The organism is Sphingomonas sp. PP-CC-1A-547, assembly GCF_003610375.1.
In the GTDB taxonomy this organism is placed as follows: Bacteria; Pseudomonadota; Alphaproteobacteria; order Sphingomonadales; family Sphingomonadaceae; genus Sphingomonas.
The window spans coordinates 29,965-50,794 of record NZ_RAPZ01000018.1 but is presented as its reverse complement, the minus strand read 5'-3'; the positions used below and the strand labels follow the sequence as shown (position 1 = coordinate 50,794).

Sequence of the window (20,830 nt, the reverse complement as noted above, 5' to 3'; positions counted from 1 at the left end):
ATTGACGCCAGCTCCCCGCGCAGGTCGATCGCGAGATTGCCGTCTTCCGGCGTCAGCACCACCGCATCGATGAGCGCTCGCAACCGTTCGAACGCTCCCGCTCTCAGCGCCTCGGCGCGGTCTGGCTGTTCACCATCGAACGCAAAGACTGGCGAGCGAAGCGCGGTCGCCCCGCCGCCGTCATCGGGCTGTTACCCGTGGAACGCGGGCCGACGTTGGCCGCAGACTATCTGCGATCGGTATTCAGCCCTGGCATGACCGCCCCGGTCCACATCCACTGGCGACCGGCCGCGTTCTTGCACTCACTGGCAACACCTGCCTGGAGACGCCAGAGGGATCGCAGGTCGGTCGAGGACCGGGCAATTGACTGACGATCAGGCCGGGGCCGCCCATGCTGCTCATGGCTGTCGGCAAAGAGGAGCGACGCGGTTTTGCGCTCATCCTGCATGACGCTACCAAATCGCCAACCACCTTGACTCAGCATTGGCGACCGCAAGGCTTTTGCGCACAGCTGTTGACCGTCGATCAAGCTCGGTAGCCGCTAAATCGTTGCTTATCCGTCATGCCGTTCAGCATGCGCGAGACGGTGCTCTAAGTCGGGCGTTCTATGGATGAACGAATGGCAGGTTCTTAGCGATGATCGATCTCTGATCGACGTCCAGGATCGGGTCGAGCCCGCAAACGTAACGCGGACACCACCGCGGACGGGTGGGCCAGCAATCACGCGCCCAACTTGGCCACTTCAGGATCGGTGACCCCGATACTGAAGCGGCCATTTCCGACGCGTGCGGACGCGCCTCACATCTACGTGTCGATAACGCCGCCATCCACACGCAACGCCGCGCCCGTGGTCGCCGACGCCAGTGGTGACGCGAGATAGACGACCATGTTCGCCACTTCTTCCACCGTGGCGGCGCGCTGAAGGATGGAACTGGACCGGTGCTGCTGCACGAAGGTCGCGGCAACCTCCTCGACCGGTTTGCCCGAACGGGCGCGCTCCGCCTCCAGCATTGCCTCGACGCCTTTGGACAGTGTCGGCTCAGGCAGCACCGAGTTCACGGTCACGCCGGTCCCGGCCATCCGTTTGGCGCGCCCGCGCGCCAGCGCGACGTCGGTCGTCTTGCTGACGCCATAGTGGATCATCTCGACCGGGATGTTGAACGCCGATTCCGATGCCAGGAAGAAAAAGCGGCCCCAGCCACTGGATTCCATCCCCGGCAGATACGCCCGGGCGAGCCGCACGCCGGCCATCACGTTGACCTGCCAGTGGCGATCCTAGATCGCGTCATCGGTCTCGAAGAAATCGGCCGGCTGGAAGATGCCGAGATTGCTGACGACGATGTCGGCCCTGGGCTCTGCGGCGACGAGCCGGTGGTGGCCGCCGATGCTTCCTAGGTCGGCCGCCACGCCGCGCGCGCTGCCACCAATGCTCGCGACCGCAGCGTCCACCTTGGCCTGCGTGCGGCCGTTGACGATCACGGTTGCGCCCGCGCGAGCCAGTCCCACCGCGATGCCGAAGCCGATGCCTTCGGTCGAGCCGGTGACGAGCACGGTCTTGCCATTGAGGTCGATGTTCATGGTGTTGGTCCTTTGATGGGTCGGAATGGTGTGCCGGTGGGGATCGAGGGCATGCCGGAGTCTTCGTGTGAGCGTTGTGACCGGGAGCGATCTTCATGGGGCCAATTCGGAGGCGCGCTGCTGTATCCAGTTACCGATATCGTTCGTGACACGGTCCCGGTCGAGATCGTTGAGCAGATCGTGGTAATGCCCTTCGTACAGCTTGAGCGTCTTGTCGCTCGCACCGGCAGCCTCGAAGAAGTCTTGGCTTCCCTGCGCGTTTGCCGCCTTGTCCCCGGTGCCGTGCAGGATGAGGATGGGCAGGACGATGCGGCCGAAGTCCACGCGCCATCGATCGGCAGCGCGCGCCAGTGCCGCTACCGTCTGCACCGGTTGCACTTCATCGCGCACCAATGGATCCAGCTCGAGCTGTTCGACCCAGGCGGGGTCGCGCGAAAAGTCCGCCATCTTCAGCCGCAGCACCCGCGCGTGCGGCACGATGTGGCTAGTGCCCTTCAGGATCGTCAGCGCGACATCGGGCGCGAACACGCGATAGGCGAAGCTCTCGCAGATCAGGCCGTCGATCCGCCGCGGATGGTCGAGCGCATAGGTCAGCGCAATCACCCCGCCGGCGCCGTGTCCGAGGAGGTAGACCGGCAGATCGGGGGTCAGCGAACGCGCAAGGTCGATGGCGCGAGCCAGATCCGACACATACGCGTCGAACGTGTCGACGTAAGCGCGCGCGCCTTCAGAACGGCCCCGGCCGCGCAGGTCGAGCGCGGCGACGGCGAAGCTGCGCTGGGCGAACACCTCGGCGGCACGCGCATAATGGCCGCTATGCGCATGGAAACCGTGGCAGAGGACCAGCGAGGCGCCGCCCGTGCCGATCGCGGGCCAGTGCCGGACGAATAACCGTCCGGCACCCCCGTCGAGTTCATGCACCTGCATGGTGGTCGAAGCGAATTGTGGCATCTCCTGTCTCCTTGGCGTGGGCGGATCAGCGCGGTGTTGCGGCGGAGACGAAGGCGGTATCGCTCGGCCCGGTGCCGGTGATGCGGACGACGGCCGCTTCGTTGCGGGTAGCCGCGAAGTGCGGCACCTTGCCGGGCTCGGTGTAGAACCCGCCGGCGCCCAGCGCGCGAAGCGTTGCGGTCGAGGTATCGGCGCCATAACCAAAGTACCAGGTGCCAGAGACCACGGTCGCCACGCGGTCTTCGCGGTGCGTGTGCGGTGCGATCGTGGTGTGCGCGGGTACGCGGATCTCCAGCGTATAGGGTCCGGGCTTGGCCGGATCGCCCGACAGCAGCACCGTGCGGATCCCGGCCATGCCCGATGTGCCGGTGCCGGCTCCCGTCGTCGCGATGCGATCAACCTGTTCGCTCGAGAGCGCGACCGGCCCGAACCGCACCCGCGTCGTGACGACCGGCGCGTCGAGATAGTCGCGGATCGCCTTGACGGTCGCGTCGGGTTGCTCCTCCATCAGCCAGTGGCCGGCATCGGCAATGACGCGTTCCTGCACATCGACCGCGCCGGCACGGGTGACCGCTGCCATGGTCGCGCCGAACGATTTCTCGCCGCCGATCGCGAGCACCGGCATGGTCAGCTTGCCGTGCGTGGCGATCCACGCCCGATTGTCGATCGCGTCTTGGTCGAACGCGGCGAATTGTAGGAAGCCGGCATGCATGCGGCCGGGGCCAGCGTAAAGCGCCGCATAATGCGTGCGATCCGCTTCGGTGAAACGCGCCGGCTTGGCCGAGAAATCGTTCCAGAAGCGATCGAGGTAGATCCGCTCGCGGCCCGCGACCAGCCGCTCCATGTCGGGCCCGCCGAAGCGGAAGTGCCACAGCAGCGGGTTCTTGAGGATATCTTCCCATGGCCCGATGCCAGGCACCGGCGCGTCCATCAACACCAGCTTGGTCACGCGGTCGCCATGTCGCGCCGCGAGCGCGTAGCCGACCATGTTGCCAATATCGTGCGCGACGACGTCGGCGCGCGCTGCACCCAGCGCATCCATCACGCCGACGATATCGTTTGCCTCGTTCGCCTTCTCGAAGCCGCTGTCGGCACGCGCCGACAGGCCCATGCCGCGCAAATCGGGCACGATTACCGTGTGGTCGCGCGCGAGTGCGTTGGCGAGCGGTACCCACATGTCGCCGGTGTCGCCATAGCCGTGCAGCAGCACGACCGCCGGACCCGATCCGCCGACGCGGACGTGGATCGTGGTGCCGTTGGTGGGGATGTCCTGTTCGTGGAAGCTGGCGGGGAAATGCGGAGCGCTCTGCGCGAGCGCGGTGGTGCTCGCGAGGCTGAGCAGGGACGCCGCCGCGAAGGCGAGGCGGCGGGGCTGGCGGTGCGTCGTCATCGTCTGTCTCCTGAAGGCGCTCCATGCGCCCAGGCAAAAACTAGACAGATTGTTGTCCTGTGATTAGCTAGATTGGAGTGCAAGAACTTTTGATTCCGGAGCAAAGATGGCCAGTTTCGATCGTGCGCGCGACCTCGCGGTGTTTGCCGCCGTCGCATCTACCGGCAGCTTCTCCGCAGCGGGCCGCCAGCTCGCGCTGACGCCGTCGGGAGTCAGCCGGACGATCGACCGGATCGAGGCGCGGCTGGGCACACGGCTGCTGTTGCGCACGACGCGCGCGCTTACCCTGACTGCTGAGGGCAGGACCTATCTTGGTGGTGCGCGGCGAATCCTCGCCGATCTCGACGAAGTCGAGCAGGGGATCGCCGACCAAGGCGCGCCGCGCGGCCGGATACGGGTGAGCGCCGCGGTCTCGCATGGCCGCGTCTGCATCGTGCCGCTGCTCAAGGCGTTCACGCGCGATCACCCGTTGATCGTCATCGACATCAACCTGTCCGACGAGAAGGTCGATGTCGCGCAGGGGCAGGCGGACGTCGCAGTGCGTTCGGGCCCGTTGCCTGACAGCCTGCTCATGGTCCGCCGACTGGGCGACAACGGTCGCACGATCGTTGCCTCGCCCGACTATCTCGCCGAACGCGGCACGCCCCGCGCGCCGGCGGATCTCGCGCAGCACAATTGCCTGAACTTCAACTTCCGTCGCGCCGAGCCGGTTTGGCCGTTCCGGACCGAGACCGAGACCGAGGGAATGACCGTACACGGCACGATCGAGGCCAATAGCGGCGAAACGCTGCTGCAACTGGCGCTGGACGGCGTCGGAATAGCGCGCGTCGGCAATTTCGCGATCGGGCGCGCGATCGCGGAGCGGAGTCTGGTGCCGCTGCTGGAGCCGTTCAATCCCGGCGACCGGGAGGTGTTTCACGCCGTCTTCGTCGGGGGGGCGAACATGCCGGCGCGCACGCGCTTGTTCGTCGATTATTTGGCGGAGCATTACGGCGAGTACAAGCACCAGCAATCTTAGCGGCTGCAATCGGCAGGGCCGCGAACGTTTGCTGCGGCGGTCGGCTGAGCCTAGGCGTACTTGGAAGATGAACCAATGTCCGCTGCTGGGAGCCGAAACCAGACCGCTAGCGACCGGGAATGGGTCCAGCTGCTTGCCAGTGCGTATTGAGATAGCTCGTTGGTGATGCCCACACTGCACGATATGTCCCGCAAAAGGCGTTTGGTCGCACTTGCGCTGAGACATTCTGCTCTCAACAGATTATGACAAAACCGTTAGATTGATAGTGACTCGCAACAGCGCTTCACCTAAAGGCCCTCCGTCAACGGGGGTTCAGTATGAGTTTTTCGAGTATATTGCTGGCGAGTGCAGCGTTTGTCGGGGCGCCTTTGCCAGCTCCGGCCGAGGAGCCCAGGACCGTAGAAGGGTCCACCAGATCGGACGATGCGCAGAAGTCGGACGAGATCATGGTCCTCGGCAAGAGCTATGGTCGCGAAGTCGGCAAGACCGTGACTCCGCTGAAGGACACGCCCAACACCATTACCGTGATCGACCGCGAGCAGATCGAGGCGCAGAACCTGTTCACGCTTGAGGACGCGCTGACCGCGACCAACGGCATCACCGTCAACGGCATCGGCAGCGAGGACCCGGCGTTCTTCTCGCGCGGGTTCGCGATCACGAATTACCTGATCGACGGCGTCCCGAGCTTCGCGTTCAACTTCCCGTCCGCGGTGCCGGACCTGTTCTTCTACGACCGGCTGGAAGTGCTCCGCGGCCCGGCAGGTCTGTTCAGCGGATCGGGCAATCCCGCCGGCAGCATCAACATGGTGCGCAAGCGGCCGCTCGACGCGTTCAGGATGCAGGCGAGCGCCGGTGCCGGCAGCTACGACAATCTACGCTTCGAGCTCGACGTCTCGACGCCGATCGGCAACAAGGCGGGCTTGCGGTTCGGCGCAATGGCGCAGGACCAGGACCAGTTCTTCGCAACCGCGCATCGCAACCGCATCGGCGGGTTCGCCGTCGGTTCGCTCGAGATCGGCGAGCGCACCATGCTGACGGTCGGCGGCTATTATGACCGCTTCCGTCCGGCGGTGCAGTCGGGGCTGCCCGGCATCATCGGCGGCGCCGACGGCAGCGATGGCCAGCTGCTCAAGGTAAAGCGGTCGACCTATCTCGGCGCCGACTGGAACCGGTTCAACGCCGAGACCTGGACCGGGTTCGCCGAACTGGCGCACAAGATCAGCGACCGCTGGACGTTGCGCGCGACCGGGCTGTTCACCGACGTCGATCGCGTCGACATCTACAGCTATATCGGCAGCCAGCCGGTCACCGCGACCAACGGCTCGACCAGCCACATCGCCTATCGCGGCGACAGCAAGCAGCAGACGCGCTCGTTCGACTTCAACGGCATCGGCAGCTTCCCGCTGTTCGGACGCGACCAGACGTTGATCCTCGGCACCGATTACCAGGCGAGTTCGGGCACGTCGTACAACACGCGGCTGTCCAACTATGCACGGATCGACGTGTACAATCCGGTATCGCCGTTCGAGCCGCCGCTGAACCCGTATGGCGCGTCGCCCTACTATCCGGTGCAGGGGACGGGGGCGACCTGTCCCAGTTCCAGCACCGCGATCACGCCGGCGCCTGCCAATTGCGTGCTCCAGGCCTATGGCAGCACTGGCACCGATATCGAGCAATACGGCATCTACGGGCAGATGCGGCTGAGCCCGGTCACCGGCCTGACGCTGATCGGTGGCGGGCGCGTGACGTGGTGGGATACGACGACGACCACGCTGCTGACGCCGAGCGGCGTGCTGCCACCGTCGACGCGCTACGGCGTCGACAACCGCTTCACGCCCTATGCCGGCATCGTCTGGGACGTGACGTCGCAGCTCAATCTGTATGCGAGCTACGCCGACAGCTTCACGCCGCAGGCCGCACCGGTCGGTCGGGCACGTCCCGACGGGCAGCAGATCGAGCCGCTGGTCGGCGCGCAATATGAGGCGGGTACCAAGCTTTCGCTGATGAATAATCGCCTGCTGCTGTCGGCGGCGGCGTACCAGATCACGCAGACCAACCGGTTGTTCAACGATCCCGACATCGCGACGGTCGTGCTTCAGACCGGCAAGGTCCGCGCGCGCGGTATCGAGGCCGAGGCGACCGGCGAGATCCTGCCGGGCTGGCGGATCAACGGCGGCTACACCTACACCAAGACCAAGTATCTGGAGGACCAGACCGCTGCGTTCGAAGGATTGTCGCTGGTGCCGATCGTGCCCAAGCACATGATCAAGGCGTTCACCAACTATGCGCCGGTCGACGGGCCGCTGGCGGGCGCGAGCCTGGGTGGCAGCGTGACGTGGTTCAGCGGCACCTATGGCGGCAATGCGGCGGTGTTCAACGCTGACGGTACGCTGCGCACCCGCTCCACGATCGTACGCCAGCCGGGTTATGCGGTGGTCGACCTGCGCGCGGGGTACAAGTTGAGCGAGCGGGTGGGCGTCTCAGTCAACGTCGCCAACGTGCTCGACAAGACCTATTACGCGCGCATCGCAGCGACCGGTCGCGGCAATTACTATGGCAGCCCGCGCACCGCGTTCGCGACGCTTCGGTACACGTTCGAGTGACGGCGGGCGACGCGCATGCCCGCGCGCGCTGGGCGCGGCGTGGCGACATCGCGTTGCGCGTCGTCGCTGCGGTTCCGCTGGCGTATGCTACGGCGAGCCTGTGGGCGATGGCGATCGCGCGGCTGCTGCCCGGTGACCGTGCCGAGGCGAGCGTCACTGCCGCGCTGATCGCGCTAGCCTTGTGCGCGATCGCGGCGATGTGGGCGTTCGCGGCGCGTAGCGGTTGGCGGGCGATCTGGACGCTGGCGCTCGCCGCCGGGATCGCCGCGGCGATCGCATGGATCTCGATCGACGCGACGGGGCGGTTATGAGCAAGGGCTTTCGACAATCGCAGGCGTTCCTGCACACATGGTCCGGGCTGCTGCTCGGCTGGATATTGTTCCTCGTGTTCGTCGCCGGCACGATCGCGTTCTGGCGCGAGGGGCTCAGCCGCTGGATGCGGCCGGAGATCGCGCGCGTCGAACAGCCGATGCGCGTGCTGGCCGGGTCGCAGGCGTTCCTGGCCAAAAAGGCTCCCGACGCGAAGAGCTGGATCATTTCGGTGGCGACCGAACGATCGCCCGGTGCGCAAGTCTTCTGGGTGCCACAACCCAAGCCGGGCGAAGAGCGTGGCAGGCGGGGCCGGCGAGGGCGCGGCGACACGCAGGCGCTGATCGGTGCCGACGGACAGGTCGCGCAGGCGCGCGAGACGCGGGGCGGGGAGTTCTTCTACCGCTTCCACTTCGATCTCCATTACATGCCGGTGATCTGGGCGCGGTGGCTGGTCGGGTTCGCGACCATGATGATGCTGGTCGCGATCATGAGCGGGATCGTCACGCACAAGAAGATCTTCAGGGATTTCTTCACCTTGCGCCGCGCGAAGGGCCAGCGATCCTGGCTCGACGGGCATAACGCGACCGCGGTGCTGGCGCTGCCGTTCCACCTGATGATCACATATACCGGGCTGGTCACGCTGATGGCGATGCTGATGCCGTGGGCGGTCGTCGCGAATTATGCCGATCAGAAAACCGTATTTGCCACACTGTTTCCCACCGCTGCGGCGGTCGAGCGGACCGGCCGTCCCGCACCGCTGGTCGACCTGCGACGGATCGCGGCGGATGCCGAACGCCGGCTCGGCGCACCGGCGAGCTTCATCGAGGTGAGCGATCCCGGCGATGCCGCCGCGCGCGTGTCGGTGAGCCAGAGCGCCAGTTCGATGCTGTCGTCGCGGACGCCGCGATTGACCTATGACGGCATGACCGGGCGCCTCGTCTGGCGTTCGCCGCCACCGGGCGCGGCGGCCGAGACCGCGGGCGCGATGATCGGGCTCCACGCCGGACGGTTCGCAGGAGACGGCGGCCGTTGGCTCTATTTCCTGTGTGGGATCGCCGGCACGCTGATGGTCGCGAGCGGCCTCGTGCTGTGGACGGTCAAGCGTCGCGAGCGCCTGCCCGACCCGACCCGGCCGCATTTCGGGTTCCGCCTGGTCGAGCGGCTCAACGTCGCGGTGATCGGCGGTTTCCCGCTCGGGATCGCGTGCTTCTTCTGGGCCAACCGCCTGCTGCCGGTAACACTCGGCGGGCGCGCGGACTGGGAGATGCATGTGATGTTCATCGCCTGGGCTATCGCCGCGGCGACGGCGTTCGTCGTCAGGCCGGCGCGCATGTGGTCGGCGCTGTTCGCGACGACCGGCGTGCTACTCGTCGTGTTGCCGGTGTACGACGTCGTCGCGACCGAGCGCGGGCTGTTCGCGTCGCTGGCGATCGGCGACCTGATGATCGCGGGCATCGACGCGACGATCGTGGTGTTTGGGGTCGCCTTTCTACTGCTCGCCCGCCGCGTCGCGCGCCATCGCCCTGCTGCGAAGCACGTTCGCAACCCAAGGGCCGTCACCGCCTCCAAGGTTCTGGAGCCCGCCGAATGAGTATCTTGTCACTCTTGCTCGCAACCGCGGCGTTTGCGCTGCTCGGCCTCACCACCGACGCGCATCATCGCCGTAGGTTCGGGAAAAGTCCGCAGGCGAGAGGCCGCAGGATATTGCGGACCGGTGGCTGGCTCACGCTGATTGCCAGCGTGGTCCCCGCGATGCTCGCCCGAGGCTGGATCTTCGGACCGATCCTGTGGGCGGGCGCGATCATGGCCGGTGCCGGGATCGCCTTCCTCGCCCTCAACTTCATTCCCGCACGCGACGCGCGGCGCTAGAAAGGACTTCGATTATGCGTTTCCCCTTGATCGCAGCATTCATTTTCTGCCTTCCCTCGACCGCGTACGCACACGAAATCTGGATCGAACGCGATGGCACCGGCCCCGCACGCATTTATCTGGGAGAGCCGGGCGAGCCGATGCCGGTTGGCGGTGATCCCGAATTCGCCAAGCTAAAAGCGCCGCGGATACTCGCTCAGCCAAGCGCGGTCCTGACGCGGCGCACCGGCTTCCTCGAAACGAACCTGCCGGCAGGCGACGTGCGCGCGTGGGACGATTCGGTGTTCGCGCTTTGGGGGCAGGACGGGAGGAAGGAGGGCGTAGTCTATTACGCGCGCGCCGGCCGTGTCGAGGCGCAGGCCAAGCTGCCGTTCGAACTCGCGCCGATCACCGCGAACGGATCGCGGTTTGTACTGACGCGCTCCGGCAAGCCAATGCCCGCTGCCACCGTCACGATGTACGCGCCCGATCGTTCGAAGATCGAGCTCACGACCGATGCCGCGGGTATGATCGACACGGGTATCGCCAAGCCGGGACGCCATCTTCTGGTCGCCACCGCCAAGGAGAATGGCCCGATTGCGCTTCCGGACGGCATTGCGCAGACCGTGTACCGCATCACGACGACCTCGTACGTCGTGCACTAGAATGGTGACGTTGTCGCGCAACGAACGGGCACTGCGTTCTATAGCAAAACCTCTCACCAATCGCGGCCGGACCCTCAACCGATCGGTTTTCATCGGTGAACGCGTCAAACCGCCTATGTAACGGTTTGGTGAGCGAGCGCTGCCCACCCGTCCGATGAATGAATGGCCGATATTGGTTAGCTGATAACAGCCTGCGAATGTCGGCTTGTGGGTCCGCTCGAACAAGCTTGGAGCCAGCGATCAGCGTAACTGAGTCGTGGTTGAAAAACGACCTCTGTCTGGCTGCTGACGCGGTAACATCGCCACGGTACAGGGTATTGGAGTTCTTGCGTGGACTGCGATCTGAACCTCCGGGCAGCCGCTCATGACATTCGTCTTCGCGATCGCGTTCATTGCCGATGTGGCCAGCTAACCGGTATGCGCAAGAAACTGTACCAGCGACGATGACGGAGACGACCCGATCCACCTGAATCCAGCAAAATTCGTTGCGCTTCCTCGGGCGTGGATGGCCAAGGCAACCGAAGACGTCGATCATGACGGCGTCCTTCGACAGATCGCGGAGGAGGCGGGGTGGTCGGGGCGCTATGCCTTCCTGATCATCATTTCGGCCGCGATCTCGCTGCTCGGGCTGCTGATGCCCTCGGTCGCGGTGCTGATCGGCGCCATGTTGCTGTCACCGTTGATGATGCCGATCATCGGCCTAGGCTTCGGCATTGCGACGCTCGACTTCCACGAGATACGCCGGGCGGCGACCGCGTTGACCTTGGGGGCTTCTATCGCGGTGGCGCTCTCAGTCGTGCTGATCCTGCTCTCGCCGATCCAGACGATCACGAGCGAGATCGCCGGGCGGACGCAGCCGACGTTGTTCGACCTGCTTGTCGCGTTGCTCTCCGCAATCGCGGGCGGCTATGCCCTGATCCGCGGGCGCGGGGGTACGGTCGTGGGCGTGGCGATCGCCATCGCCTTGATGCCGCCGCTGGTCGTGGTCGGGTTCGGTATCGCGACGTGGAACTGGGTGGTATTCTCGGGCGCGTTGTTGCTGTTCCTCACCAATGCCATCACCATTGCGCTGACCGCCGCGCTCGTCGCACGCTGTTACGGTTTCGGCGGCCATCTTTCACCGCACCATACCGGCTGGCAACTCGTGCTGTTCGCCGTCGCGATAGGGGTCTTGTCCATTCCCCTGGGGACCGGTCTGCGTCGAATTGCGTTCGAGGCGGTCGCACAGCGGCAGGTGCGCGATGCGCTGGGTGAGGACTTTCCACCCGGCGCGCGACTGAGCCAGGTTGAGATTGACCATGGTGCGAACCCGGTACGTGTTCGCGCGGTCATGCTGACGCCTCGGATCGAACCGGGAGCGGATCGTAAGCTTGCGGCTGACCTTCGCCAACGATTGTCGCGGCCGGTCGATGTCCATGTTGATCAGGTGCGCATCTCACCCGAAACCGGGGCGGTCGAGGCTGCGCAGATCGCGCGGGCGGGAAATGGCGATGCGCTGCGCGTCGCGCGCGAGCGTGATCGTGCAATCGCGGACGTTGCGCTGATTGCAGGCAGTCCCGTTTCATCCGTGCAGTTCGATTCAGCGGGGCGAACTATCCGCGCGACGGCAGCGCCCCTTACCGGTCTGGGCGTCGCCGGATATCGCGCTCTGGAACGTCGTGCGGACGCAGCGGTCGCGGACTGGCATGTCATTCTCGGTCCGCCGAGCGATGTCACCTTGCCGGACGTAGCGATCAAATCCGGCGTCATTGACGATCAAGCGCTCGGCGAAGCAGGCTGGGTATCGGCTCGGCTGTCCCGGACGGTCGATGTGCGGGGCGGGACCCTGCGGCAGCGCACGGCAATCGTGCAAGGTATCGTCGCTCGAGGAGGCAGGGCAGCCCCCGGTCTGGCGGGCGGTCGCCTGCGACTGGTATGGTCGGTCGAGACGGACCCATCTGCGTCTCAGTCAGGCGAGCGCAGGCCATAGCTGCGCATAGGCCCGCTCGAACACGGCGAGGTCATCAGGGGCAATCACCTGAACGGCGTGCTGTATCCGCAGCGATTAATAGGAATTGAAAGCAAGCAACGGTGCGCGGCTGGGATATGTTTGCTTCGTCAGGCAGATACGCGAGCGCGCCGACCCCAAACACGAAGTATGGTGATTTCCGACAGGGCGCTCACATTGCCCGACGTTCGCCCGATCTCACTTGCCGGCCGGCGTCCAGCTAGGCGTCCCCGATCGCCTGGATGATGCGATACGCGGCAACAACGTCGCGCTCGACCACTGCGGACGTGAAGCGTTCGATGATGGCGCGCAGGCGGTTGGTCGGCGCAGTCGCCGCGCTCAGGAGTGGGCCATCGACGAGGCGACTGCCCCATTCCATGCCCAGGCGCTGCGCTTCGTCATCGGCGCCGACGACGATCGATGGGAAGGGCAGGCCGATTTTCGGCGCCGCGAAATGATGCTGGTGCAAGCTCGTGCCTTCGGGGGCGACCAACAGGGCGCCGGCAACGTTCGCCGTATAGGCTTTCGGCGACAGTCGTGCCCACCATGCGGCCGCCGCGCAGGCACTGCCCTGTGCCAGGAGCATGACGGCACGATCGGACGCCGATACGGCGGCATCGATCCGCGCCGCCAGCGCCGTTCGCTCAGCAGCGGTACGGCTGCGCACTGCGATATGCTGCGCATCGCCAAACCGCGGAAACTCCCGGAACCGCCCGAATATCGAGACAGCATTGTCAGGGACGAGCGCGATGAGCGTCAGCCGAGGGTTATCCAGGACGGCAACAGACACAATCCGGTCTCCCTTTCCGTGAATGCCTAAGCTGCCTTCTTCCGGTCGACGACGCAACACAGCTTTTCGGATACGCGCCAGACCGTTCTATCCTGGGTCTCGGCTGAGATCAGGGCGGTTAGGCTCCACGCTATGTGACCGTCTTGTTTAGCGAGTCATGCAAAGCGAAGCTTTTCCTAATTCGGCCTCAGCGAACTCCGTCAGCTTGAAAAGGTTTTTCCGGGTGCATGAAGAACGACAGACCGGCGCCGACCAAGAGTAGCGCCAGCGATGCGCAGAACGGGATCGACCAGCTCCCCGTCAGGTCTACCGCCGCGCCGAACACCAGCGGGGAGAGGATACCGGCGATGCCGAAGCCGAAGTTCATCATGCCGCTGGCGGTACCTGCATATTGCGGCGCGATGTCCATCGGTACGGCCCAGATCGGCGCCACCACAAGCTCGGAGAAGAAGAACGCAAGCGACAGGCACAGGGCGACCGTCGTCAGGTCGTGGGTGAGGACCACGGGCACGAGAAATATGAAAGCACCGATCATCCCGACGATGATCAGGTTACGCCGCGCCGCCTGCAGGCTGCCGGTCCTGCGGTAGATATAATCACTGGCTGCTCCACCGACCCAGTCGCCGATCACACCACCCAACAGCACACCGCCCGAGAACAGCGCCGAGTGCTTCAGGTCGAGCCCGAAATTCTTGAAGAAGAACGAGGGGAGCCATGTCAGGAACACCCAGAGCGTCCAACCGTAGCAGAAATCGACGGCGGTGACGGGCGCAATCCGCCGCGCGAGCCGCCACCATGGAACGGGAGGCGTGATGGCAGCCTGTTGCGCGGCCGGGGCCAGTTCGGCGCGTTCCTCGTCGGACATGCCGGGATGGCGTTCCGGATTCTCCCGCGCGACCACCAGCCACAGGATCACCCAGACCGCGCTCGCCAGTCCGAGCACCACGAATGCCCCGCGCCATGATACGAGCGCCATCAACCCGACCAGCAGCGGCGGGGTCAGCGCATTGCCAAGCCGCGCGGCGGCGTGCGTGATCCCTTGGGCAAAGCCCCAGCGCGCCGGTGGCAGCCATGTCGCCATGGCGCGCGTCGCGGCGGGGAAAGCAAACCCCTCGCCAATGCCGAGCGCCAGACGCAGTGCGAACAGCGATGCCATCCCGCCGACAAGCCCAGTCAACACCGTCGTCACGCAAACGATCGCACCGCAGATCAGCAGCATGCGCCGCGGCCCGAAGCGGTCGATGACCCGACCGCCGAATAGCTGGATCAGTGCGTATGGATAGGAAAAGGCCGAGATCGCCAGGCCGAACTGGGTGTTGCTCATGCCCAGTTCGGCGGTCATCCGCGGGCCCACCGTCGCCAGGTTCACCCGGTCGATGTAAAGGACCAGATACATCAGGCAGAGCACCGCGAGGATGCGGTTGGGGATGCTCATCCACCGCGGGACGTGACGGGCGACCGCCTCGGACCGGCTCAAGCCATGGCCCGTCATGCAGGTCGACCCGTCCCCTTGATCTGGGTCCTGTGCATCACGCGCCGTGCGGCAGGATCGAACGCATCACGCCGGTGCATCGTGCAGCGATTGTCCCACAGCACCAGGTCACCCTTGCGCCATTGATGGCTCCAGCCAAACCGGTCGCCATCGACATGCTCCCAAAGCGCGTCGAGCAGCGCTTCGGATGCGGCCAGATCCAGACCATCGATATAGGCATTACGGCGGCGGCCGAGATACAGCGCGGGGCGTCCGGTTTCTGGATGCGTGTAGACCAACGGGTGCAGACTGCCCGGCGCCTCGCGCGGATCGTCGCTCGGCGTGACGCCCTGACGCAGGAAACCACCGCTATTGTAGGTGCCGTCGTGCTTTACGCGGCGTCCGGCGATGCGCGCCTTCAGGTCATTGGGCAGAGACTCGTACACGGCGTACATATCGACAAAGCTCGTATTGCCGCCCGTCGGTGGCACCTCCAGCGCATAGAGCGCGCTCGCCTGGGGCGGGACTTCGACATAGGACATGTCGGTGTGCCAGACCGCCTCGCCATTGCCGAGGCTGCCGATCGGGACGCCGCCCTCGACCACGTTCGAGACGACATAGAGTTCGGGCAGTCCCTCGACGAAGCGGCGGCCGGTCTCCTGGATGGGCGCGAGATCGAGGTCCCCGAACCGGCGGCTGAAGGCGATCAGGTCCGCGTCCGACAGCGATTGGTCGCGGACGAGCAGGACCAGATTGTCGAGCCAGGCCTGGTGCAGGTCGGCGAACTGCCGATCATCGAGCGTCCGAAGATCGATACCCCGAACCTCCGCGCCGACGCCCATTCCCGTTTTGACCACGTCGAGGCCAAATCGGCTCGCCAGAAGATCGCCCATCATCCGTACTCCATAATCGCACGTTCGCAGTCGACGACGGTCGATTGCCGCATGACGGTTTTAACGATTGACCGCCGACGTGGACCGCAAAGCATTTGTTTGGGCCGGTCAACCGGGACATATTTGCGTACAGCAACGGCGCGAATTGGGCGCCGCGTGGATCGCTGAAGGCAGTAGAGGCATTCCCCCATTGGCCATGATCCCGGCCAGCCTCGTGCCGATTACCCGTCGTCCGGGATAGCGGTCCATACAAAGGAACCATGCATGGTGCGCATCACGCTCGAACTTGCCAGCAAGATTATAACGGCGACGCTGGAGAGGAGGGTGGAGCTCGGTTTCAAGCCGCTCTGCGTGGCAGTGCTCGATCCCGGAGGGCACCTTGTCGCGCTGCAGCGTGAAGACGGGGCGTCGACGCTGCGGCCTCAGATCGCGATGGCCAAGGCGGGCGGGGCGCTCGCGCTGGGCGTATCGAGCCGCAAGATTGCTGAAATGGCATCGGAGCGTCCGACGTTCATCGCCTCGCTCGGGCCAATCTCTCCGCACGGCGTCGTGCCTGCGGCAGGCGGCGTGCTTATCGTCGACGCAGACGGCCAGTTGGTTGGGGCAGTGGGTGTGACCGGCGACACCTCGGACAATGACGAGGCGTGTGCGCTTGCCGGCGTCGCTGCGGCCGGGCTTTCGGTCCTGGAGTGAACGCGGCAAATTGCTCGCGCCGACCGCTGGCGTTTCGATCGACCCAAGATGTGCAAACCATGGCATCGCTGCCATTTTTCAGGCATTCTAGATTTGGGTGATGATTGATCGGACGGCGTCGATGATGGCGTCGACCTCGGTTCTCTTCATCCAGTCCGGCGTTACATCCGACCATGCAACAACGCCTGTTTCGTCGACCACAAGGGCCGTTGGGAAAGGCAGCTCCCACGTGCCGGTCCCGGTCACCTCGCCCAAGGGTGTTGACGCGGCCTGCCGGGTTGCCGAATTGGCTTCGAAGGTGATGCCGAGTTGGCGTGCGAGATGGTTGTCGCGGTCGGTCGCTATGGTGAAGTCGAGCGCGTGGCGCTGCTGTATCTCCGAGAGTTTCGAAGAAATCTGCGGGCTGATCGCGACGAGCGGGACACCCAGTTCGCGCAAGGTCGGCCACAGCACGCGCTGATAGACCGGTAGTGCGACGTTGCACGCGGGGCAGCCGGCGAACCTGAAGAAGATCAGCACGGCGGGACCAGTGGCGATCAGGCTGTCCAGTCGTATCGTCGTACCATTCACAGCTTCCAGCGCGAAGTTTGGCATCGGATCGCTGACTTTGATCGTGCGCGACCCATCGAAGCCGATGACGAGTTCGCGTCGCTGGCTGGCGTTCAGCTCCAGCTGCGCAGGCGTCCAGCTATGGTCACGCTCGTCTTGCAACGCGCCGAGCGCGGCGCGGACGGATTCGGTCATGAACGGTCTCCTCACACGTGGAAGCTGTTGGCGGGGCGATCGAGTCCGAGATGGCCGCGCAACGTCGATGCTGCGTAGTCGTGGCGGAAGACACCGCGTGACTGGAGCAACGGCACGACGTCGCGCAGCACCCGGTCGACGCCGGCCGGCATGAACGCAGGCATGACGACGAACCCGTCGCAGGCTTCTTCGACGAGCCAGCGTTCCATTTCGTCGGCGACGGTGCGCGGGCTGCCGACCATCTTGGCGAAGGACAGGCTGGAGCCGTACCAGCGACCGAGGTCGGCGAACGTCCAGCCTTCCTCGATCGCCTTGCCGATGACGTAGTGGAACCGGCCCTTGCTGCCCCGGATAAGGTCGCGGATGTCCGGAACGGGCTCGTCGAGCGCGTGGTCGGCGAGGTCGTAGTTCATGCTGCCCGACATGAAGCTGAGCCCCGCCAGCGGCTCGACCAGCGCGTCGAGTTCGCCGAGCAGGTCGGCGGCGGCATCGTCGCTGTCGGCGATGATCGGCACCATGCCGGGCAGGATCTTCACCGCGTCCGGCGATCGTCCGGCGGCGGCGACATCGTCTTTAAAACTGCGATATCCCGCCTTCGCACGATCGATGTCGGGGTAGACCGCGAAAACCACCTCGGCGTTGCGCGTTGCGAGATCCTGAAACGCGCCGGATGCGCCAGCCTGGATCAGGACCGGGTGGCCTTGGGGCGGACGTGGCAGCGACAGCGGGCCCTTCACGTCGAACCACTTGCCCGCATGATCGGCGTAATGGACCTTCGTCGGATCGCCGTAAGTGCCGGCCGCCTTGTCCGGCGCGATCGCGTCTTCCTCCCACGTGTCCCAGAGCCGGCGAACCACGTTCAGATATTCGGCGGCGCGGTCGTAGCGCGTGGCGTGATCGTAATGCTCGGCGCGTCCGAAATTATGCGCTTCCGCGTCGCTGACCGAGGTGACCGCGTTCCATGCCGCGCGGCCGCCGCTGAGATGGTCGATCGACGCGAACATTCGGGCGACGTGATAGGGCTCGGTATAGCTGGTCGAGATCGTCCCGCCGAGGCCGATACGCTCGGTCGTGACCGCAAGCGCCGACAGCAGCGTGAGCGGCTCCGTCCCGCGTGACGCGCGGTAGCGGACCGTCGTTGCGAAGTGGTTCCCGTAGAGGTCATCGACCGCCAGCTTGTCGGCGACGAACAGCATGTCGAGCTTGGCGGCTTCGGCCTGTGCGGCGAGGCGGCGGTAGAAACCGAAGCCCTGGTCCGCGTCGCTCGCCTGCGGATGACGCCAGCCGCCGTGGTGGATACCGTCGGCGGTGACGAACAGCGCAAGGTGCATCTGACGGGTCACAGCGACACCCCGACGCGGGCGTAATAGGAGCCGCCACTGAGCCCGAACGGCGCGAACCCACCATAGGCACCGCTGCCGTCGGCGGCGATCAGGCCGTTACGATCGGGATAGGTGTCGAACAGGTTGTTGGCGCCGACCGCGAGCGTGACGCGGTCGGTCAGGTCGTAGCCGATGTCGAGATCGGCCACCCACTTGCCGCCGAAGGTCCGGTCGCCGGTCGCGACGTTGCTGGACTCGATATAGCGGCCAAAGCGGGTTGCGCGGGCGAGGGCATGGACGCGGCCGAGCGACCAGTCGTTGGTCAGCACCAGCTTCGTACGTGGCAACGCAACGACCAGGTCGCGTTGTGCCTGCCTGCCGAACAGCACGACGTTGAGCGAACTCAGCGCGGCAGGGTTGTCGGCAATGTTGAGGATCTTGGTCTTGTTGTAGCTATAGGCTGCGCTCAGCCGGAACACGCCGAATCCCCTGGTGCGCAGCGTGTATTCCGCCACCGCGTCGATACCGCGGGTGCGCGTGTCGATCGCGTTGGTGAAGAATTGCGCACTGTCGACGCCAGATACCCCGTTCGCGACCAGGATGTCGCGGATCGCGGTGCCGCCGTTCGACGCCGTACCGAGGAACTCGGTCTTGACGATGCGGTCGTCGACGCGGATCTGATACGCGTCGAGCGTCAGATGCAGCGCGCCAGCTTCGTAGGTGACGCCCGCCGTGTAGTTGAGCGACTTTTCCGGCTTCAGCGACTGCGCACCCAGCGCGATCGCCGCGGCGCTGTTCACCGGCAGGAACTTCGCGATCGTCGAGACGGGCGTGTTGCCGATCACCGTCGTCGTATTTTGCGTGGTCGAGAAGCCGGTCTGCGCCAGCGCCGGTGCACGGAACCCGGTGTTGACGCCGCCACGGATCGCGAGGCCGGGTGCGAGTTCGTAGCGGGTCGAGAGCTTGCCGCTGACGGTGTTGCCGGCGCTGTCGTCATAATGCTCGAACCGACCGGCCACGCCGACGAACCACGCCTCGGTGACGTTGGTTGAGAGATCGACATAACCGGCCAGATTGTTGCGGCTGAGCGAGGCGGCGTCGGCGGGCGAGGTGCCGGTGAACGACACGAGGCCCGGCGACGGATACCGGCCGCCATAGAGCTGCCCGAACGGCGTCGTATCCACGGGAATCTGATAGCCCCCGTTGCGGTAGCTGTCGGGCTCGCCTGCGCGCGACTGGAAGCGTTCCCAGCGATGCTCGGCGCCGATCGAGATCGACAGCGGCTTGGCGAGGCCGATCGATACGTCTCGGGTAACGTCGAGATTGTTGACCCACACGTCCTGGATCTGCGTGCCCATATAGAAGCTCGTCGGGCTGGTCGGCCCGATCGAGGGGTTCAACGTGTTCTCCGAGCCGAGCCAGACGCGGTCGCGCCCGAAGCTCGAACTCAGGTCCCAGGTCCAGCCGGCAAGCTCGCCCTTCGCACCACCGGTTAGCTGGAAATCGGTTTCCTTGATCCGGCGATAGGCCTGGAAGCCGGTCGGGTAGAGCTGGGGCAAGACGTTGAGGCCGTTGGTGTTGGCTTGGCCACCAAAACCGGTGGGGGAGGGGATATACGCGCCGCGCGCGTCCCTGATGTCACGGTAGCTCAGCGTCGAGAAGCTGTAGAGCCGCAGCGTATCGCCGACCGGCAGCTCGGCATTGTACGAGCCGTTGATCATCTTGTCGCGGTTCGACCGGCCATAACCACCGGCATAGACATGATCGAGCGTCGCCTCGCGCGGGTCCGGCTGGCCGTTCACCAGCGGCAGAATCCGCGGCACGGCGTCGGCCGAGGAGTCCGCGCGATCATGGTATTTCGCTTCGACCGCGGCGCGAAAGAACCCGCCTTCGCCGAGCGCTGTGCCGTAGCTCAGGTCGGTCTGGAGCAGCGGCGCACCCTTTGAATATTGCTGGCCGCCGGTGATCGAGAAGCGGCCGCCCTTGGGTGCGTCGTCGAGGATGATGTTGATGACGCCGGACACCGCGTCCGAGCCATATTGCGCGGCGGCGCCGTCGCGGAGCACTTCGATGCGGCCGACCGCGTTGGTCGGGATCAGGTCGATATCGACCGGGGTCGAGCCGCCAGAGATGCGCGAGAGGTTGTTGATCAGCGAGGTGGTGTGGCGCCGCTTGCCGTTGACCAGCACGAGCAGGTAATCTCCCGAGAGCCCGCGGATCGCGATCGGCTTGACGCTCGCCGAGGTACCACCGCCGCCGAGCGCGGGCATCGTCAGCGAGGGCACGATGTTGCCGAGAATCTCCTTCAGCCCGGTGCGGCCGGTCGCCTGCAACTCGCGGCGGCTGATGACGTCGATCGGTACGGGGCTGTCGGCGACCGCCCGCGCCTGGCCACCGCGCACGCCGGTGACGACGATCGTGTCGTCGGTGCCGCCGCTTGCATCCGGCGTGGTCAAGGTCGTGGCGGGGGCAGGCGGTGCCTCTTGGGCGAAGGCGGGCTGTGTGAAGGTCGCAAGCGCGACACCGGCGAGCAGGCGGGAGGTCGATGTCATGATGATGTCCGTG

The 20,830-nt window shown here is 65.4% G+C and carries 16 protein-coding genes and 1 pseudogene; 8 read left to right on the top strand and 9 right to left on the bottom strand.

Annotated features, from left to right (window positions below):
* Positions 1–804 precede the first annotated feature (804 nt).
* The 3 genes and pseudogenes from C8J39_RS18385 to C8J39_RS18375 form a co-directional block, all read right to left on the bottom strand.
* A pseudogene (locus tag C8J39_RS18385) lies at positions 805–1,578 on the bottom strand (SDR family NAD(P)-dependent oxidoreductase).
* Between the two features lie 93 nt (positions 1,579–1,671).
* Complete coding sequence (locus C8J39_RS18380) at positions 1,672–2,529, bottom strand: alpha/beta hydrolase (protein ID WP_120301769.1); 858 nt, start codon at positions 2,527–2,529, stop codon at positions 1,672–1,674.
* 25 nt (positions 2,530–2,554) lie between these two features.
* Positions 2,555–3,919 (bottom strand): alpha/beta fold hydrolase, encoded by a 1,365-nt coding sequence (locus C8J39_RS18375; protein ID WP_120301768.1) that lies wholly within the window; start codon positions 3,917–3,919, stop codon positions 2,555–2,557.
* 106 nt (positions 3,920–4,025) lie between these two features.
* On the opposite strand from C8J39_RS18375, the gene C8J39_RS18370 reads away from it, so the two are divergent.
* The 7 genes from C8J39_RS18370 to C8J39_RS18340 all read left to right on the top strand — a co-directional run bounded on the left by C8J39_RS18370 (position 4,026) and on the right by C8J39_RS18340 (position 12,334).
* On the top strand, positions 4,026–4,937 hold the full coding sequence (locus C8J39_RS18370) for a LysR family transcriptional regulator (RefSeq protein WP_120301767.1): 912 nt from the start codon (positions 4,026–4,028) through the stop codon (positions 4,935–4,937).
* A 317-nt stretch (positions 4,938–5,254) separates the two neighbouring features.
* Positions 5,255–7,540, top strand: coding sequence for a TonB-dependent siderophore receptor (locus C8J39_RS18365; RefSeq protein ID WP_243650256.1), 2,286 nt, complete (start codon positions 5,255–5,257; stop codon positions 7,538–7,540).
* Positions 7,537–7,851 (top strand): hypothetical protein, encoded by a 315-nt coding sequence (locus C8J39_RS18360; RefSeq protein WP_120301766.1) that lies wholly within the window; start codon positions 7,537–7,539, stop codon positions 7,849–7,851. The genes C8J39_RS18365 and C8J39_RS18360 overlap by 4 nt, the downstream gene beginning before the upstream one ends.
* Positions 7,848–9,443 carry a PepSY domain-containing protein gene (locus C8J39_RS18355; RefSeq protein ID WP_120301765.1) on the top strand — a complete coding sequence of 532 codons (1,596 nt, stop codon included), beginning with the start codon at positions 7,848–7,850 and terminating at the stop codon, positions 9,441–9,443. The genes C8J39_RS18360 and C8J39_RS18355 overlap by 4 nt, the downstream gene beginning before the upstream one ends.
* Positions 9,440–9,721: a DUF3325 domain-containing protein gene (locus C8J39_RS18350; protein ID WP_120301764.1), complete on the top strand. Its 282-nt coding sequence runs from the start codon at positions 9,440–9,442 to the stop codon at positions 9,719–9,721. The genes C8J39_RS18355 and C8J39_RS18350 overlap by 4 nt, the downstream gene beginning before the upstream one ends.
* A gap of 14 nt (positions 9,722–9,735) precedes the next feature.
* On the top strand, positions 9,736–10,365 hold the full coding sequence (locus C8J39_RS18345; protein ID WP_120301763.1) for a DUF4198 domain-containing protein: 630 nt from the start codon (positions 9,736–9,738) through the stop codon (positions 10,363–10,365).
* Positions 10,366–10,870: 505 nt separating this feature from the next.
* The gene (locus tag C8J39_RS18340; protein ID WP_120301762.1) at positions 10,871–12,334 is read left to right on the top strand and encodes a DUF389 domain-containing protein; all 1,464 of its coding nucleotides are present in this window, start codon (positions 10,871–10,873) and stop codon (positions 12,332–12,334) included.
* A gap of 238 nt (positions 12,335–12,572) precedes the next feature.
* On the opposite strand, the gene C8J39_RS18335 is transcribed toward C8J39_RS18340, so the two are convergent.
* The 3 genes from C8J39_RS18335 to C8J39_RS18325 form a co-directional block, all read right to left on the bottom strand.
* Positions 12,573–13,202 (bottom strand): alpha/beta hydrolase, encoded by a 630-nt coding sequence (locus C8J39_RS18335; RefSeq protein ID WP_183038034.1) that lies wholly within the window; start codon positions 13,200–13,202, stop codon positions 12,573–12,575.
* Positions 13,203–13,329: 127 nt separating this feature from the next.
* Positions 13,330–14,634 (bottom strand): MFS transporter, encoded by a 1,305-nt coding sequence (locus C8J39_RS18330; protein ID WP_120301760.1) that lies wholly within the window; start codon positions 14,632–14,634, stop codon positions 13,330–13,332.
* Positions 14,631–15,509: a TauD/TfdA family dioxygenase gene (locus tag C8J39_RS18325; protein WP_120301759.1), complete on the bottom strand. Its 879-nt coding sequence runs from the start codon at positions 15,507–15,509 to the stop codon at positions 14,631–14,633. The genes C8J39_RS18330 and C8J39_RS18325 overlap by 4 nt, the downstream gene beginning before the upstream one ends.
* A 261-nt stretch (positions 15,510–15,770) precedes the next feature.
* Here C8J39_RS18325 and C8J39_RS18320 point away from each other — a divergent pair, with 261 nt between their 5' ends.
* On the top strand, positions 15,771–16,199 hold the full coding sequence (locus C8J39_RS18320) for a heme-binding protein (RefSeq protein ID WP_120301758.1): 429 nt from the start codon (positions 15,771–15,773) through the stop codon (positions 16,197–16,199).
* 87 nt (positions 16,200–16,286) lie between these two features.
* On the opposite strand, the gene C8J39_RS18315 is transcribed toward C8J39_RS18320, so the two are convergent.
* From C8J39_RS18315 to C8J39_RS18305, 3 genes are read right to left on the bottom strand one after another with little or no spacing between them, the layout of a single operon-like run.
* Entirely contained in the window at positions 16,287–16,943 is a 657-nt protein-coding gene (locus C8J39_RS18315; RefSeq protein WP_120301757.1) for a peroxiredoxin-like family protein, read from the bottom strand.
* 11 nt (positions 16,944–16,954) lie between these two features.
* Positions 16,955–18,286 carry an LLM class flavin-dependent oxidoreductase gene (locus C8J39_RS18310; RefSeq protein WP_243650255.1) on the bottom strand — a complete coding sequence of 444 codons (1,332 nt, stop codon included), beginning with the start codon at positions 18,284–18,286 and terminating at the stop codon, positions 16,955–16,957.
* Positions 18,283–20,817, bottom strand: coding sequence for a TonB-dependent siderophore receptor (locus C8J39_RS18305; RefSeq protein WP_120301771.1), 2,535 nt, complete (start codon positions 20,815–20,817; stop codon positions 18,283–18,285). Before C8J39_RS18305 ends, C8J39_RS18310 begins: the two co-directional genes overlap by 4 nt.
* Between the last annotated feature and the right edge of the window lie 13 nt (positions 20,818–20,830).